General features: G+C 43.2%; 15 protein-coding genes. 12 read left to right on the forward strand and 3 right to left on the reverse strand.

The window, feature by feature from the left end; all coding sequences use genetic code 11:
• Positions 1 to 123 precede the first annotated feature (123 nt).
• A complete protein-coding gene (locus tag M3204_RS00765) occupies positions 124 to 1,515 on the reverse strand; it encodes a hypothetical protein (RefSeq protein WP_251477142.1) in 1,392 nt (463 codons plus the stop codon).
• 265 nt (positions 1,516 to 1,780) lie between these two features.
• On the opposite strand from M3204_RS00765, the gene liaF reads away from it, so the two are divergent.
• Genes liaF through M3204_RS00780 form a run of 3 tightly spaced genes read left to right on the forward strand, consistent with a single transcriptional unit; the run spans position 1,781 to position 4,246 of the window.
• Complete coding sequence (gene liaF / locus M3204_RS00770) at positions 1,781 to 2,551, forward strand: cell wall-active antibiotics response protein LiaF (RefSeq protein WP_251477145.1); 771 nt, start codon at positions 1,781 to 1,783, stop codon at positions 2,549 to 2,551.
• Between the two features lie 10 nt (positions 2,552 to 2,561).
• Entirely contained in the window at positions 2,562 to 3,605 is a 1,044-nt protein-coding gene (locus M3204_RS00775; protein ID WP_251477148.1) for a sensor histidine kinase, read from the forward strand.
• Positions 3,605 to 4,246 carry a response regulator transcription factor gene (locus M3204_RS00780; RefSeq protein WP_353056020.1) on the forward strand — a complete coding sequence of 214 codons (642 nt, stop codon included), beginning with the start codon at positions 3,605 to 3,607 and terminating at the stop codon, positions 4,244 to 4,246. The genes M3204_RS00775 and M3204_RS00780 overlap by 1 nt, the downstream gene beginning before the upstream one ends.
• Positions 4,247 to 4,325: 79 nt before the next feature.
• On the opposite strand, the gene M3204_RS00785 is transcribed toward M3204_RS00780, so the two are convergent.
• Positions 4,326 to 4,832, reverse strand: coding sequence for an antibiotic biosynthesis monooxygenase family protein (locus tag M3204_RS00785; protein ID WP_251477150.1), 507 nt, complete (start codon positions 4,830 to 4,832; stop codon positions 4,326 to 4,328).
• Positions 4,833 to 5,091: 259 nt separating this feature from the next.
• On the opposite strand from M3204_RS00785, the gene hemE reads away from it, so the two are divergent.
• From hemE to M3204_RS00810, 5 genes are all read left to right on the forward strand, one after another.
• Positions 5,092 to 6,138, forward strand: coding sequence for a uroporphyrinogen decarboxylase (gene hemE, locus M3204_RS00790; RefSeq protein ID WP_251477154.1), 1,047 nt, complete (start codon positions 5,092 to 5,094; stop codon positions 6,136 to 6,138).
• Positions 6,139 to 6,229: 91 nt separating this feature from the next.
• On the forward strand, positions 6,230 to 7,168 hold the full coding sequence (hemH, locus tag M3204_RS00795; protein ID WP_251477157.1) for a ferrochelatase: 939 nt from the start codon (positions 6,230 to 6,232) through the stop codon (positions 7,166 to 7,168).
• A 25-nt stretch (positions 7,169 to 7,193) separates the two neighbouring features.
• Entirely contained in the window at positions 7,194 to 8,621 is a 1,428-nt protein-coding gene (gene hemY, locus M3204_RS00800) for a protoporphyrinogen oxidase (protein ID WP_251477160.1), read from the forward strand.
• Between the two features lie 173 nt (positions 8,622 to 8,794).
• Positions 8,795 to 9,367, forward strand: coding sequence for a TetR/AcrR family transcriptional regulator (locus M3204_RS00805; RefSeq protein WP_251477163.1), 573 nt, complete (start codon positions 8,795 to 8,797; stop codon positions 9,365 to 9,367).
• Between the two features lie 74 nt (positions 9,368 to 9,441).
• The gene (locus M3204_RS00810) at positions 9,442 to 11,643 is read left to right on the forward strand and encodes a YhgE/Pip domain-containing protein (RefSeq protein WP_251477166.1); all 2,202 of its coding nucleotides are present in this window, start codon (positions 9,442 to 9,444) and stop codon (positions 11,641 to 11,643) included.
• A gap of 121 nt (positions 11,644 to 11,764) precedes the next feature.
• On the opposite strand, the gene yhfH is transcribed toward M3204_RS00810, so the two are convergent.
• On the reverse strand, positions 11,765 to 11,899 hold the full coding sequence (gene yhfH / locus M3204_RS00815) for a protein YhfH (RefSeq protein ID WP_251477169.1): 135 nt from the start codon (positions 11,897 to 11,899) through the stop codon (positions 11,765 to 11,767).
• Positions 11,900 to 12,069: 170 nt separating this feature from the next.
• Here yhfH and M3204_RS00820 point away from each other — a divergent pair, with 170 nt between their 5' ends.
• The 4 genes from M3204_RS00820 to M3204_RS00835 all read left to right on the forward strand — a co-directional run bounded on the left by M3204_RS00820 (position 12,070) and on the right by M3204_RS00835 (position 16,423).
• Positions 12,070 to 12,804, forward strand: a complete 735-nt coding sequence (locus M3204_RS00820) for an MBL fold metallo-hydrolase (RefSeq protein WP_251477173.1) — start codon at positions 12,070 to 12,072, stop codon at positions 12,802 to 12,804.
• Positions 12,805 to 12,820: 16 nt separating this feature from the next.
• Positions 12,821 to 13,810 (forward strand): lipoate--protein ligase, encoded by a 990-nt coding sequence (locus M3204_RS00825; RefSeq protein WP_251477176.1) that lies wholly within the window; start codon positions 12,821 to 12,823, stop codon positions 13,808 to 13,810.
• A gap of 170 nt (positions 13,811 to 13,980) precedes the next feature.
• Positions 13,981 to 15,540 (forward strand): fatty acid--CoA ligase family protein, encoded by a 1,560-nt coding sequence (locus tag M3204_RS00830; protein ID WP_251477178.1) that lies wholly within the window; start codon positions 13,981 to 13,983, stop codon positions 15,538 to 15,540.
• Between the two features lie 106 nt (positions 15,541 to 15,646).
• Entirely contained in the window at positions 15,647 to 16,423 is a 777-nt protein-coding gene (locus M3204_RS00835; RefSeq protein ID WP_251477181.1) for an enoyl-CoA hydratase-related protein, read from the forward strand.
• Positions 16,424 to 16,733: the final 310 nt, after the last annotated feature.

The following is a 16,733-nucleotide window of genomic DNA, read 5'->3' on the forward strand; positions in this document are numbered from 1 at the left end:
TCGAGCTCTTTTCGTGGAGGATTCTTTAAAACTCGTTAAAATCCAAATGCCGATCTTTACTTTTGGCTGTGAATGCAACGAAGTTTACGAATAGAGCCATTTTTAAAGAAAGTTTGTCATCCTCTATATGAGGAACATCGCGACAATCGTAGTCACTGCAAGGCCGATTGTGACAGGAAGCAAGTTCCTCCTGGCAAGTTCAAATGGATCGACACCGCAAATCGCAGCTGCAGGTATCAGTGCCCATGGAACGAGGGTTCCGCCGCCAACCCAAATGGCAGCTATCTGCCCGAGGGCAGTCAAGGTAGCCGCCCCGGCACCTATCGCAGTTGAAAAGATGGTTGCGACCGATCCGGCGAGGGAGATTCCTGAAAAACCAGATCCGTCAAGCCCGGTAATTGCTCCGACTGCTGTCAGCGTAACAGCACCGACTTCAGCGCTTAGCGGCACAACAGAAGCTAACGCAACACCTAGGTCATTGACAATACCTGCTGAGGTTTTAGGCAGAAACTCCCCAATGATCTTAGTGAAACCGGAATCGCCAAGATAGAAGAACGCAGCAATCGGGATGACGGGGCCGAAAACCTTGAACCCAAACTGGAATCCTTCAATAAGGTAACTGGTCGTTTTTTCAAGTCCTTTTCCTTTATGTGCGGCAAGCGAAATGAGCAATAGGATGAAAACCGATGTTCCGCCAACAAGAGCTGTAGCGTCACCGCCCTGTAAATTGAGGATTGACATGGCTGCTACATCTGCGGCAAACAAGATAGGGATCAGCAGGGCGAAAAACTTTTTTGCTCCATCAGACAGCAAGCCAGGATCACTAGTTTTTGCGATTTCAGTTACGATAGAATCTCCGGCTTTAAGCTTGCCGTTTTTCATATCTCTTTTTAACAAATAAAAAGCGGTCACCGTTGTTACTGCCCCCATCACAATGACAAGCGGGATACTTGCCTGCACGACAGAACTGACAGGAATGCCAGCAGCATCTGCAGTCAATTTTGGCGCAGCCTGGATGACGAAGTCACCTGAGAGTGCGATTCCGTGCCCGAAGAGGTTCATCGCAACTGCTACCCCTAACGCCGGCAGGCCGACACGTACGGCTACAGGCAAAAGTACAGCTCCCATTAATGCAACTGCCGGAGAAGGCCAGAAAAACCAGGAGATCACCATCATAAGAATTCCGATCGTCCAATAAGCCAATGCTGGTGTCCTGATCAGTTTTGCGAAAGGCGAGATCATCGCATCGTTTATTCCGGTTACCGTCAATGTCCGGCTCATCGCCACAATGATTGAAATAACGAGAATAGTAGGCAAAAGCTCAGTAATCGCGTAAATGAAGCTATTAAATATGCTGCTGACCGATCCGCTCAACGATCCAGTAGCAACCACGGCCAATAAAAATATACCGATGATGGATATAAAAGTTGTATCTCTTTTCATGACCATGAAGCCGATGATCAAAAAAATAAATAATACATATATCCAATGAAGTGCCGTTAACTCTATTGCCATAAAAATTTCTCCTTTCTTAAACTCCAGCCTTCTTGCCATTTTTGCGGATTATAGGCAAATTTCCTAATTGAGTACTACAGGATATGATGAACACGGAAAGTTGTGAGAGGTACAGAATATTATTTTTCTCCGTCTTGAGACGGAGCAGAAAAGCTACTCCAGCGGGTCGAATGGAAGTTATTAATCCGTTAAAATAAGTAAAAAGAGGTTTTTTTCATCCGAAAAAGAAATAGAGATAAGAGTGGGAAGAAAGAAGGGAAAGCTCTTGCGAAATCGTTCAATGAATCAGGTGGCTTTGGCTGTCTTATTATCAGGTCTCGGTATTATTCTTTTACTCGTCAACCTTGGTGTCATTTCCTTGGAAATAAAAGAGCTTTTTGTCGTAACCTATCCTTTTGGATTGTTTTTGTACGGATTGGTGGAAATATTGAAGCGGCAGTATGGATGGGGATCTTTCATCTTAATTTTTTCTTCATTGCTGATTACGGACCGGTTAGGAATGCTCTCTTTTCATTTTCTGGACATATGGAAGCTATGGCCCTTGCTTTTGATTTATTTTGGAATCAGCATGCTGTTCAGGAAAAGTAAAATAAAAGTGATCTATCAAACAGATTTTCCTTCTGCGACACATAATGATGACCATCCCGCCTCTGCTCATAACTCCCTGAAGAAAATCAGGGGAGTATCGGTAGGGACGGTGGCATTCAAGAAGCAAAACTGGGCGGTTGAACCGATGGATTTATACAATATGGTTGGCGACTACTATATTGATTTCAGTAAAGGCTTCATTCCAGAGAGGGAAACTCCAATCAGGGTAAGAGGCTGGGTCGGTGAGGTGAAAATGCTCATTCCGGAAGATGTGCCTGTTAAGGTCAATGCTGTGGTGAGTGTTGGTGAAGTAAAGCTGTTCGATTATGCACCTGAGCAGATCAAACACGTTATAGCGTATAAATCGGACGATTATGATGAAGCAGTCAGGAAACTAAATATTACAATTGAGCTTAAAATCGGTTCGGTCCGGATTGACAGGGTTTAGGGGGGAGAAGATGAAGCAAATGACCAGTATCAGGATATGGTTTATGCAAACATTTTTGATGATGTCTTTCATTTCTTCGCTTATTCTCTTTATTGGCCTTCAGATTTACCTATATCTTGAACCTGATAGCGGACTGACGACGACGCTTACTTTCTGGCTTTGGCTATATTGCTTTATTGTCCTCGCTGTCGCAGGAATTTATTTCAGTTTAAGAGGAAGCTCCTTAATTAAAGGGCGTCTTAGCGACATATTATTGTTTATCACCACATTACGCAGAGGCAAATTTACTGAGAGAATCACAACCTATGAAAAAGATGAGATAGGGCTGATTTCTGAGGAGCTGAACCAGCTTGCGGAATACCTTCAGGAGCAGGTCTATTCACTTCAGCGGCTTGCGGAAGAAAAGACAGAGCTTTCTAAAACAGCGATGGCCGCTGCGACGATGGAGGAAAGGCAGCGGCTGGCAAGGGACCTTCATGATGTCGTCAGCCAGCAGCTGTTTGCGCTCAGCATGATGTCTTCTGCTTCGCTTAGATTATTCGATCAAGACCCCGAGAAGGCCAGGAAGCAGTTGGAACAAATTTCGGAGATTGCCGGTAAGGCACAGGGTGAAATGAGAGCGCTGCTCCTCCACCTTCGGCCAGTTCAATTAAGCGGCGAGAGTTTGTGTGAAGGTATTGTAAAACTGATTCAAGAGTTAAAGCACAAAACAAGCCTCACATTCGAAGCGAGTGTAGATGAAATAGAAAATCTTTCAAATGCAGCGGAAGAGCATATTTTCCGCATTGTCCAGGAGGCACTCTCGAATATCCTCCGACATGCCGATGCGACAAAGGTGAAATTATTGCTTGCCGAGGAGAGCGGCTATATTCAACTGTACATCGGGGACAACGGGAAAGGCTTTGACATCCATGAAGAAAGAATGGCATCTTACGGCCTCAAGACAATGCGGGAACGCTGTGAACAAATTGGCGGTACATATAACATCCGTTCAAAAACGCAAGAAGGAACATATATTGATATACGGATACCGGCTATGAGGAGGGAAGAGTAGTGGAGAAAATAAGTGTTGCGGTAGTAGACGACCACGATATGGTTCGAAAAGGGATCATTTCCTATTTGGAAACAGAAACTAAAATCGTGATTGTTGGTGAGGCTGACAGCGGGAAAAAAGCTGTTTCCCTAGTAAAAGATACGAGGCCTGATGTGGTTCTAATGGATCTTCTTATGGAAAATGGCACTGGGATTGAAGCAACCAGGGAAATATTGAGCTTCTATCCTGAATGCAAAATCATCATCATCACAAGCTTCTATGATGACGAACAAGTTTTTCCGGCCATCGAAGCCGGGGCATTCAGCTATATGCTGAAAACAGCGACTGCATCGGAAATCATCAAGGCTATCGAAAAAGCTGCCAGGGGAGAAGCCGTCATTGAACCAAAAGTAGCGAACAGGATGATGGACAGACTTCGGGGCCAAGAACGAAAGCTGCATGACGAACTGACAGAACGCGAACTTGAAGTATTAAAATGTATTGGCGAAGGGATGACAAATCAGCAAATCAGTGAAGAATTATATATAGGAGTCAAGACCGTAAAAACTCATGTCTCCAATATCCTTGGCAAACTGGGGATATCCGACAGGACCCAGGCAGCTGTTTACGCGAACAGGAACGGGTTAATAAAGAAACCATAAAAGGGAGGGCGCAAAAGCGCACTCCCTTTTTAAAAAGTATCAAATTAAAAATGTCCGTCTCAAGGCTCTGCCGTTTTTCTTATTCTCCAATATAATACTTCGTTACATACGAAGCACTTTCAAAAATATTAGGTTTTGCACTGTCTATTCCAGCTTCGGTTCCTCGTTTTTTATGGGCATGTTCGTATGCTTTTGATTTTTGCCAATTTTCGAAGGCGCCTTCATTTTTCCACACAGTCAAAATAGTATAAGTATTCGAAGACAATGGGCGAAGTACGCGGATAGCCACAAAGCCAGGTTCGTTTTCTATCATTCGCGGCCTGTTTAAAAATCGGTCTTCAAATAGCGGCCGTCCTTCATCCGTAACAGGGATATTGTTCAAAACCGCAAAGCCAGCATGATCAAGGGAACCTGCAGAATCAATGACTTCGTATCTTCTAGGTTCATTGAACAAACTATTCCCATCTGTCTCATGGACGAGGATGGCCGAATCATTGTTGTTCATCAGGACTAAGGTTTCTCCGGGATGCTTTTCCTTGAATCTCAGCAGATAGTCTGCTGTTCCAGAAGTTATATACACATTCATCTTTTCACCTCATTTTAATAATTTCGTTGCTTCTATTATACTAATCAAGTATGCGTAAACATAAGCATAATGTCTATTTTCCCATTTATGGAGAAGTTGAAAACAAGAAAACGTCAATTTTTTGACATTTTCAAGCACGTTATATGAAAATAGCCATTAAAAAGGATATAGTGTATATAGCGCAAAATAGGTGTTTTTTATTTTAATCTATTTATATTACAATGGAATACAGACATTACTGAAAGGTGGATTTCCCCTAATGAGCAAAATAATCAACGAAACATTCTTAAAAGCAGCCAGAGGAGAGAAAACAGATCACGTTCCGGTCTGGTATATGAGGCAGGCTGGACGGTCACAGCCTGAATATAGAGCAATCAAGGAAAAATATTCATTATTTGAAATCACTCATCAGCCTGAGCTATGTGCTTATGTTACTAGGCTGCCTGTTGAACAATACGGCGTGGACGCAGCGATTCTCTATAAGGATATCATGACACCGCTGCCGGCTATGGGCGTCGATGTCGAAATTAAAACGGGTATTGGACCTGTCATTGCCAATCCTGTCAAAACACTGGCAGATGTAGAAAAACTGGGCTCAATCAATCCTGAAGCTGATATACCATACGTACTGGATACAATTAAGCTCCTTACTCAAGAACAACTGTCTGTACCTTTGATTGGGTTCTCCGGTGCTCCGTTCACATTGGCAAGCTATATGATTGAAGGAGGACCTTCAAAGAACTATAACAAGACGAAAGCATTCATGTACGCACAGCCAGAAGCATGGTTCGCCCTTATGGATAAGCTGGGCGATATGGTGATTACATACGTAAAATCACAAATCAAAGCAGGCGTGAAAGCAATTCAGATTTTTGATTCATGGGTTGGCGCACTGAATGTCCATGATTACCGTACTTTCATCAAACCTGTCATGAACAGGATTTTTTCAGCATTAAAGGAAGAAAATGTACCATTAATTATGTTTGGCGTTGGCGCAAGCCATCTGGCGCTTGAGTGGAACGATCTTCCGCTTGATGTTGTAGGGTTAGACTGGCGCCTCCAAATAAGTGAAGCCCGAGCGCTTGGCATTCAAAAAACTGTCCAGGGCAATCTTGATCCTGCCATTTTGCTTGCACCTTGGGAAGTAATTGAGGAGAAGGCAAAAGCGATCCTCGACCAGGGCATGGCACAGCCGGGCTATATTTTCAATCTTGGACATGGGGTATTCCCGTCGGTAAACCCTGAGACATTAAAGAAACTGACAGCTTTTGTCCATGAGTATTCTGCTTCAAAGCTAGGCAGATAGTCTCTTTTTTGCTTCCGAGCATTACAATTGGTAAATTAGTCTGGTTTTTGGCAGAATAAAAGCTTAGAAACCGGAAAAAAGAGGTGCAATCATGACAAAGAAAAAGATGGGTTTACTGGTGATGGCATACGGCACACCTTACAAAGAAGAAGATATTGAACGATACTATACACATATCCGACATGGACGGACACCGTCACCAGAAATGCTTGAGGACTTAAGACAGCGTTATGAAGCGATCGGAGGCATTTCTCCGCTAGCAAAAATCACGATTGAACAAGGCGAAAAACTCGAGCAGCATTTAAACAGCATCCAGTCAGAAATCGAATTTAAACTTTATCTTGGCCTTAAGCATATCGAGCCGTTTATTGAAGATGCGGTAAAGCAAATGCATGACGATGGCATTGAAGAGGCTGTTAGTATCGTGCTGGCGCCGCACTTTTCAACATTCAGCGTAAAATCCTATAATGGCCGTGCCAAGGAAGAGGCAGCAAAGCTTGGCGGACCTGAAATTGTATCGGTTGAGAGCTGGTATGATGAGCCGAAATTCGTTAAGTACTGGTCTGACCGTGTTGCAAAGACATTCTCTGACATGCCTGCTGATGAGAGAGAGAATGCTGTATTGATTGTCTCTGCCCATAGTCTTCCGGAGAAAATCCTCCAAATGGGAGACCCATATCCAGACCAATTAAGAGAAACAGCGGATTTGATCGCTGGAAATGCGAATGTGAAGAAGTACGAGGTAGGCTGGCAAAGCGCTGGAAACACACCTGAACCTTGGCTTGGGCCTGATGTACAGGACTTGACACGCGACTTGTTCGAAGCTCATGGATATAAAGCATTTGTGTATGTGCCTGCGGGTTTTGTATCTGACCATCTGGAAGTCCTTTATGACAATGATTATGAATGCAAGAAAGTCACGGATGAAATCGGGGCGAGCTATCACAGGCCTCCTATGCCGAATGCTGAGCCGGAATTTATTGACGCGATGGCAGATGTGATTTTAAAGAAGCTGTCTACTTCACGCTAAAACTATATAAAGAAGGCGATTTACCGTGACAGAAAAGAAAAAAGTTGTAATCGTAGGCGGGGGCATCACTGGTCTGGCGACAGCGTACTATCTGCAGAAGCATGCCAGGGAAAGCCAGCTGCCACTTGAGGTGAAGCTAGTCGAAGCCTCCCACCGTGTTGGCGGGAAAATGCAGACATATGTAAAAGATGGCTATGTGATTGAAAGAGGCCCGGATTCCTTCCTGGAAAGGAAGGAAAGCGCAGGGCGCCTTGCACGTGAAGTAGGTCTTGGCGATAAGCTGGTCAACAACAGCACAGGGAAATCATATGTACTTGTTAAAGATAAGCTTCATCCAATGCCTGGCGGAGCAGTTATGGGCATCCCGACTCAAATCGGCCCATTCATCACAACTGGTTTATTTTCATGGCCAGGAAAGTTCAGAGCTGCAGGTGACTTTTTCATGTCTCCTTCCAAGGTAAAAGGTGACCAGTCTTTGGGCGAGTTTTTCCGCCGCAGGCTAGGAGATGAAGTCGTCGAGAATTTGATTGAGCCGTTGCTCTCAGGTATTTATGCAGGAGACATTGACAATATGAGTCTGCTGTCAACATTTCCGCAATTCTACAAGGTTGAGCAAAAGTATGGGAGTCTGATTCTTGGCACGAAAAAAACCACCCCTGCTCCAAAGAGCAAACCTGCTGACTCCGGACCGGAAAAGAAAAAAGGGATGTTCCTTACAGTGACGACAGGCTTGCAATCCTTCGTGGATGCGATCGAAGCCAAACTCGAGCCAGGCTCTGTCCTTAAGGGAATCAGAGTAGACAAAGTGAGCAAGCAAGAAAACGGCTACCGGATGAGATTGAGCAGCGGGGAGACACTTGACGCTGACAGCATTCTTGTATCCGCTCCGCACGAAGCAGCATTGCATATGTTTTCTGATCATGACCATCTATTTGAACCATTTCGCGATATGCCTTCTACATCTGTGGCAACAGTGGCAATGGCGTTTCCGGAGAGTGTCATAAAAGAAGACATCGATGGCACTGGATTTGTTGTTTCGAGGAACAGTGATTATACGATCACTGCTTGTACATGGACTCATAAGAAGTGGCCGCATACAACACCGGAAGGCAAAGTGCTGCTTCGTCTTTATGTCGGCAGACCAGGCGACGAGGCGATCGTCGACCTTTCTGATGATGAAATCATTAAAATCGCACTTGAAGACTTGAATAAAACGATGGACATCCAGGCACAGCCCGATTTCGCGGTTGTATCCCGCTGGAAAGAGGCGATGCCGCAGTACACAGTCGGGCATAAGCAACGCGTTGAAAACCTGAAAACCGACCTTGCTGACGAATTGCCTGGTGTATTTGTTGCAGGCAGCTCCTATGAAGGAGTCGGTCTTCCAGATTGCATCGATCAGGGCGAAGCCGCCGTAGAAAAAATATTAACGTTCTTAAAGCTTAATTCTTAGCACCAGTTGATTGAACCGGAGCGGAAATCAACAGTATAATTTCTAATTCTTAAAAAACCCTTTAAGGGTTTTTTATTTTTTAGAAGCTTGTGATTTTGAAACAAATGTGATAAATTATATTTCGTACTAACTGACCGTTTTTCTCATTTGGTCATTTAATAAGAGGTGATAAGATGGCAATTGACCGAAGGAAACAGATTATTGAAGCGGCAACGAGTTCCTTTTCCCTTTATGGCTACAAGGCAACAACGATTGATCAGGTAGCAAAGCTGGCTAATGTCGGAAAAGGTACCATTTATACTTTTTTCAAGAATAAAGAAGAACTTTTCGATGAAATTATTAACGGGCTGATCATTGAAATGAAAGCAGTGGCCAATGAAGCTGTAAGTCATTCAGACTCTTTTTATGAAAATGTCCACAGGGCATTGTATAGACTTCTAGAGTTCCGTAAACAACATCAGCTCACAATCAAACTTTCCCAGGAAGCAAGGGATATTGGGACTCCAGCCGTTGTAGAGGTTATGGAAAAATTAGAACTGGCGATTCTTAATTTCATAAAAGACAAGGTTGTTCTAGCGATCAAAAAAGGTGAAATTAAGGAATGCGATCCGGAAATAACTGCTTTCATCATGATGAAGCTTTATATCGCACTTATATTTGACTGGGAGAAAAAGCACAAGCCACTCGGAAAAGCCGAACTCTCACAGCTGTTTGAATTCTATATTTTCAAAGGATTGTCTACTTAGGATGATCCTTATTTTTAAAAGCAGGAATGACTAAATGAACAAAACGGTCATTTGTTTAAACCAGGAGGACAACTATGAAAAACAAACTATTCATTCAAGAATTACTTGCCATTTTCCGAAATAAGAAGCTGCTGATTCCGATTATCGCAGTTTTATTTATTCCGGTCTTGTACAGCGGAATGTTCTTGTGGGCATTCTGGGATCCATATGAACATCTTTCTGAGCTTCCTGTTGCGGTCGCGAACGAGGATTCAGGTTCATCTATTGATGGGAAAGAACTGGAATTAGGCGATGGTTTAGTCGAAAAACTAAAGGAAAGTAAAGACTTCGGATATGAATTTGTATCTGAAGCGGAAGGGAAAAAAGGTTTGGAACAGCAAAAATATTACATGCTGATCAAAATTCCAAAGGATTTTTCAGAAAATGCGACAACCTTAATGGATGAACAGCCTAAAAAACTGGAGCTTGTATATATGCCAAATGAAAGCTTTAACTTCCTATCTGCTCAGATTGGTGAAACAGCTGCCGAAAGAATTAAGGCCTCTGTATCTGAGAAGGTGTCTGAAACCTATGCTGAGACTATGTTTGATAAAATCGGCGAGCTTGCGAATGGCCTAAATAAAGCAAGTGATGGCGCAGCAGAGCTTAATGATGGTGCTGGGAAACTAAAGGGTGGAAGCCAGGAGCTTTATCAAAATCTATCAGTTCTGGCAAGCAAGTCTATCGAGTTCAATCAAGGATTGAATATAGCAAATTCAGGCATAAAAGAATTAGCTAAAGGAGCAGATGCTTTGAACGTTGGACTCGGGCAGTTGGAAGAAGGTCACGCAAAGCTTGAGAATGCTTCAAGTGAACTTCTTGCAGGTCAAAACGAATTGAAGACAGGGGCATTTAAAGTAAAAACAGGGTTAGAAGAAGCAAACAGGAAAGTTCCTGCGATGGTAGAGGGCACAACAAAGCTTAAACAAGGCTCCGAGCAGCTTGCGCAAAACCTTTCAGCCTGGAAAAATGGGTCTGATAGCGCTGCAGCAGGAGCGGCAGACCTTCATGCTGGTATACAAGAGCTGCAAAAGCAAGTGGAAATGATGAAGCCGCTATTAAGTGCTTATCCTGATAAGCAGGAACAATTGGGAAAAGCATTGCAGGAGCTGGAAGCGGGCAGTGCAAAACTTGCTCAGGGAACTGAAACTCTATCAGGCTCAGCGGTGGATTTAGCTGGCGGTGCTCAACGAATTTCTGGAGGCTTGGATGAATTAGTTCAAGGACAGGGCCAATTGCAGCATGGAATGGCTGCTCTTACAGAAGGAAGTACCCAACTTGAAGCGGGAGCTAACAAGCTATCAACTGGGCAGGAACAATTCCACTCTGGTATGGAACTTTTCGGTGATAAACTCGGAGAAGCAAAAGCAGGCTCTGTCAAGCTGTCTCAAGGAACTTCAAAACTTACTGGCGGAATGGATCAGCTTGCAGCAGGTTCCTCAGCCATGTCAAATGGTACCGGCCAGCTTGCTTCTGGTGCAGAAAAACTATCAGAAGGAAATAGTAAAGTAGCAGATGGAACATCAGAGCTTGCCGAAAAACTCAAAACCGGTGCTGAAGAAGCTGAGATTAATCCTGACAAACGGACCTTCAAGATGCTTGCAGCTCCTGTCAGACTGGATAGTGAAAAAATAAATGAAGTCCCAAATTATGGAACAGGTTTTGCGCCTTACTTTTTATCATTAGGTTTGTTTGTAGGCGCATTGTTGCTATCAATTGTGTTTCCTTTAAGGGAACCTGCAGGTGTACCGAAAAACGGGGTAAGCTGGTTTTTAAGTAAATTTGGTATTTTAGCGGGTATTGGAATCATACAAGCACTCGTTGCTGATGCCATTGTGATCGGGGGACTAGGCTTACAAGTAGAAAATATTCCGCTGTTTTTAATATTTTCTATTTTTACGAGTCTAACCTTTATTGCTTTGATTCAGTTCCTCGTTACTTTGTTAGGAGACCCTGGACGTTTTGTTGCCATTGTCATCTTGATTTTGCAGCTTACAACAAGTGCGGGAACGTTCCCATTAGAATTAATTCCTGGTTTCTTGCAGAAATTTAATGCGTATTTGCCAATGACTTATTCTGTACAAGGATTCAAGGCGATCATTTCAAGCGGTGATATTGGCTTCATGTGGCAAAATGCGGGTATTTTAGCTGCTTATATTGTACTGTTGTCAATTGGAACTTTAGTTTATTTCCAAATGATGTATAAAAGAAGATTCGCCGTTTTAGCTGAGAAATAATGATAGACAAAAAAGTGCCAGCCGTTCAACTGAACGAGCTGGCTTTTAATGTGCAGAATATCTCTGCGGGAAAGGGATTGTATTGCACCCGGAAAACCGGGGAAGGAAAACAATTTAGACTTTACAGTTTACCTGGATCCATGCATCCATCGCACTTGTTTCCATAACATTCGTGCTGTTCCTTGATTGGTTCTCCACACTCCATGCATTGTTTTTGAGGTAAATTGCGAAAGAATTCGACGATATTTTCGATCATGCTGTTCCCTCCAAATCTCAAAGTGTTTTGATACAGATTTAACATTAATTAAATTGTATTATAACAGTTGAAAATCGTCAATCATAATTTTCTGAAAAAAACCCTTAAAGTGAAAAAATGGGTAAAATGAAGTATAGTGAAAGCAAAAGCGTATCGAAGGAGGAAGGTCATTGAAGCTGACAATAGTAGGATGCTGGGGCGGATATCCTAAGGCCAATGAGGCAAGCACTGGTTATTTGCTGGAGCATGAAGGATTTAGACTAATGATTGATTTTGGCAGCGGAGTCCTGGCAAAATTGCAGAATTTTGTTCAGCCGGAGGATTTGGACGCATTGGTGCTGTCGCATTACCATCCAGATCATGTTGCAGATATTGGTGTACTGCAGCATGCAAGGCTCATACAGGGATTTTTGGGCAAAAAGTCTCCACAGCTCCCTATTTATGGCCATGCACAGGACAAGCAGGAGTTTGCGAAGCTTACATATAAAAACATCACTAGGGGCGTAGCATATGATCCGCAGAAAGTGCTTGAAGTTGGACCTTTTACGATTTCATTCATGTCTGCTGTCCATCCGGTTCCATGCTATGCGATGCGAGTAGAAGCGGGCGGAAAAGCGCTTGTTTATACTGCTGACACCTCATTTAAGGAAGAATTCATTTCCTTTGCTGTCGGGGCGGACTTGCTGTTGTCCGAGTGCAATTTTTATGGAAACCAGGATGGCAGGGGTGCAGGACATATGAACAGCTACGATAACGGGAAGCTCGCTAAAAACGCTGGGGTGAAACAACTCGTCTTAACACACCTTCCTCATTATGGCGAACTGGATCAGCTTGTATCAGAGGCATCATCCGAGTTCGAAGGCCCTGTTTCACTTGCTAAGGAAGGACTCGAACTAACATTATAAAGGGAGAGACACAATCATGTTATTTATTGATAATAAAGGAATTACCGATCCGCGGATAAACCTTGCAATAGAAGAGTATGCCCTGAAGAATCTTGATATCAATGAAACCTATCTTTTATTTTATATAAATGAACCTTCGATCATCATTGGAAAAAACCAGAACACTATCGAAGAAATCAATACTGAATATGTGGAGAAAAACGGAATCCATGTCGTCCGCCGATTATCCGGGGGAGGCGCTGTCTACCATGATTTGGGCAATTTGAATTTCAGTTTCATCACGAAGGATGACGGTGAGAGCTTCCACAATTTCAGGAAATTTACTGAACCTGTCGTTACTGCCCTGAAAAAATTGGGGGTGAACGCAGAACTAAGCGGCCGGAACGATCTTTTAGCAGAAGGAAGAAAGATTTCCGGGAATGCACAGTTCTCTACAAAAGGACGGATGTTCAGCCATGGAACCTTATTGTTCGATTCAGAAATCGAGAGTGTAGTGTCTGCACTCAACGTGAAAAAAGATAAAATCGAATCAAAGGGAATCAAATCTATTCGCAGCCGCGTTGCGAATATTTCCGAGTTTTTATCAGAAAAAGTGACAATCGAGGAATTTCGAAGCCTTCTGTTAAAAAATATCTTTGACGGGATGGAGGAGATTCCGGAGTATGTGCTAACTGAAAAGGATTGGGAAAAGATTCACGAGCTTTCTAAAGAGAGATACCAGAATTGGGATTGGAACTATGGAAAATCGCCGAAATTCAATCTGCAGCATTCACACCGTTTCCCGGTTGGGCAGATTGATGTCCGATTTGAGGTGAACAAAGGAATAATTGAGAACTGCAAAATTTACGGAGATTTCTTTGGGGTTGGCGATGTGAGGGAATTTGAAGACAAGCTGACGGGCATCAAATACGAGAAGTCTCATATTGCGTCAGCTTTAAAAGAGATAGACATTAAACATTATTTCGGAAATATTTCAAAGGAAGATTTCATAAATTTAATTTACTAATCATGGTGAAGCGCGATGTCTGTGGCATCGCGTTTTTTATTTAACTATTGTTAAATAGTTAAAAATCAGACATTTTTCTTGAATACATAATTTTCTTTCAATATAATATATTTAGAAAACTTTTTACGAGTTTGGTGATGATTTATCACCGCAAAGGGGGAAGGGAGTTAATGAATCTTTCATCACAGCTTCATCACACTGCCTCGATGCTTGGCGATAAGCCGGCATATTTTTTCATGGACAAAGCAAGCACATATGCAGAGCTCGATGCTACTGTAACGAAGTTTGCTTCTGGACTTGAGAAATTAGGGGTAAAAAAAGGCGATCATATCGCATTGTTGCTAGGAAACTCTCCACATTTTGTCATCAGTATGTACGGAGCTCTAAGGCTCGGTGCAACAGTCATTCCCATTAATCCGATCTACACGGCAGATGAAATAGGGTATATCTTGAACAATGGCGATGTAAAAGCTGTCGTTGGTCTCGACCTTATGCTGCCGCTTGCCGAAAAAATGCATCAGCACCTGCCGAAGGTGGAGCACTTCATCATTTGCGAAACTGGCCAGAGCCAGGTGTCTGAAGACGAAATTTCCAAGCTTACTTTAGGATCAAAAATGAAACCGTTTACACAGGTGGTTGGTTCCGGAGACATTGATTTTGAAGAACCTGAACTTAATGATGCCGATGTAGCTATCATCCTTTATACTTCCGGAACGACAGGGAAACCTAAAGGTGCGATGCTTACACACCAGAATCTATACAGCAATGCTAAGGATGTAAGTGATTATTTAAGAATGAATGAAGACGATAAAGTAATCACAGCGCTTCCTATGTTCCATGTGTTTTGTTTGACGGTAGCACTCAATGCACCGCTTATGAACGGAGGCACACTTCTTATTGTCCCTAAATTCAGCCCGGCAGAGGTTTTCAGGATTGCCAAGAAGTATGAGGCGACTGTATTTGCTGGTGTACCAACGATGTATAACTTCCTTTTCCAATATCCAGAGGGAGACTCTGAAGACCTGAAATCATTGCGTCTTTGCATTTCCGGCGGCGCATCGCTTCCTGTAGCTTTGCTGCAGAATTTTGAAAGAAAGTTCAATGTTATGATTTCAGAAGGGTACGGGTTGTCTGAGGCTTCACCAGTAACATGCTTCAATCCGCTTGACCGCCCGCGAAAAGCTGGTTCAATCGGCACTTCGATCATCAATGTCGAAAACAAAGTGGTGAATGAACTTGGTGAAGATGTGGCTCCTGGGGAAGTAGGCGAATTGATTGTCCGCGGGCCGAATGTAATGGCAGGCTACTACAAATTGCCTGAGGAAACGGCTGCAACGATCAAGGATGGCTGGCTGTATACAGGGGATTTGGCCCGTATGGACGATGAAGGGTATTTTTATATTGTCGACCGCAAGAAAGATATGATCATTGTTGGCGGTTATAATGTATACCCGCGTGAAGTGGAAGAAGTTCTATATAACCATCCTGATGTTGTCGAAGTAGCAGTTCTTGGCGTTCCTGATCCAAATCTCGGCGAAGCTGTAAGGTGCTATGTAGTCAGCAAGAATCCGGACTTGACCGAAGAGCAGGTGCTTGGGTACTGTCACGAGCATCTGGCAAAATACAAGGTGCCAAGTGCAATCGAGTTCCTGGAAGAGCTTCCGAAAAATACAACCGGAAAAATTCTAAGAAGAGCCTTGAAAAACCAGGTTTTACAAGGTCAAAAGTAATATCGAATGAGGAGGCAGGCGCCAGTGCCTGCCTCTTTTTTCAGCAATTGCAAAAGGAGATTACTATAGTGATAGAGAATGTGAATAAAGAAGGGAGCTGATTCATTTGGAAAGCATCCAGTTTGAATTAAAAGGGCACACCGCGATGGTCACGCTCAATCGGCCTGACGCACTCAATGCATTTAATTATGACACACTTGATGAATTACAGAAGACAATTGAAAAAATAAGGACAAACCGAGAAGTCAGAGTCGTTATTTTTACAGGTGCTGGAGAGAAAGCGTTCAGTGTGGGGGCTGACCTTAAGGAACGAAGGACACTATCTGATGAGGACGTGAAGCGGAATATTTATAAGATCGGTGAAGTATTCTCAATGATTGACCAGCTTCCGCAGCCAACAGTCGCCGCCATTAATGGATTTGCTTTTGGCGGTGGAATGGAGCTGGCTCTGGCCTGCGATTTCCGCGTTGCTGCAGCCGGGACCCAGATGGGCTTGACAGAAACAAGTCTTGCAATCATTCCGGGCGCTGGAGGGACTCAAAGGCTGCCAAGACTGATTGGGCAGGCAAAAGCACTGGAACTGATCCTCACAGCACGGAGGCTCAAGTCAGAGGAAGCTCTGGAGTATGGCCTGGTCACAGCAGTAGTCAAAAAAGAGAGCCTGCTAGATGAATGCTTTAAATTAGCGGATATGATGCTCGCGAATGGTCCGGTGGCATTGCAGCAGGCAAAATTCGCCGTCAAACAAGGTATGAACGTTGACCTGCAGACAGGACTGCAGATTGAGCGAAAAGCATATGAAGTGACGATTCCGACTGAAGACCGCCTGGAAGCATTAGCCGCATTCAACGAGAAGAGGAAGCCTGTTTTTAAAGGAAAGTAACCGAACACGGCCACGGCCGTGTTTTTTGCTGAATAAAAGTAGATTGAAATAGGATTGGCCCCAGAAATTTATTTTATCGACTCCATTTAAAGATATATTGTCCACATTTCAAGATATATCGACCACCTTTCAAGATATACCGACCAAATTTAAGGATATATCGTCCACATTAAAGGATATATCGACCACATTAAAGTTATATCGTCGAACCCACTTTATTTCGATAAAAGAAATACTTTTCCATGTGCCTGGAAGTATGTATAATATATTTTAATTGATTTTTGATAGATACATAGTTATAGAAAGGCGG

It is taken from the genome of Mesobacillus subterraneus (assembly GCF_023715485.1).
Lineage (GTDB): Bacteria > Bacillota > Bacilli > Bacillales > Cytobacillaceae > Mesobacillus > Mesobacillus subterraneus_B.

Coding starts and splice junctions, on each gene's coding strand:
- M3204_RS00765 (WP_251477142.1), bottom strand. CDS start 1,515: ATGGCAATAGAGTTAACGGCACTTCATTGGATATATGTATTATTTATT.
- M3204_RS00775 (WP_251477148.1), top strand. CDS start 2,562: ATGAAGCAAATGACCAGTATCAGGATATGGTTTATGCAAACATTTTTG.
- M3204_RS00785 (WP_251477150.1), bottom strand. CDS start 4,832: ATGAATGTGTATATAACTTCTGGAACAGCAGACTATCTGCTGAGATTC.
- hemE (WP_251477154.1), top strand. CDS start 5,092: ATGAGCAAAATAATCAACGAAACATTCTTAAAAGCAGCCAGAGGAGAG.
- hemH (WP_251477157.1), top strand. CDS start 6,230: ATGACAAAGAAAAAGATGGGTTTACTGGTGATGGCATACGGCACACCT.
- M3204_RS00805 (WP_251477163.1), top strand. CDS start 8,795: ATGGCAATTGACCGAAGGAAACAGATTATTGAAGCGGCAACGAGTTCC.
- M3204_RS00810 (WP_251477166.1), top strand. CDS start 9,442: ATGAAAAACAAACTATTCATTCAAGAATTACTTGCCATTTTCCGAAAT.
- yhfH (WP_251477169.1), bottom strand. CDS start 11,899: ATGATCGAAAATATCGTCGAATTCTTTCGCAATTTACCTCAAAAACAA.
- M3204_RS00825 (WP_251477176.1), top strand. CDS start 12,821: ATGTTATTTATTGATAATAAAGGAATTACCGATCCGCGGATAAACCTT.
- M3204_RS00830 (WP_251477178.1), top strand. CDS start 13,981: ATGAATCTTTCATCACAGCTTCATCACACTGCCTCGATGCTTGGCGAT.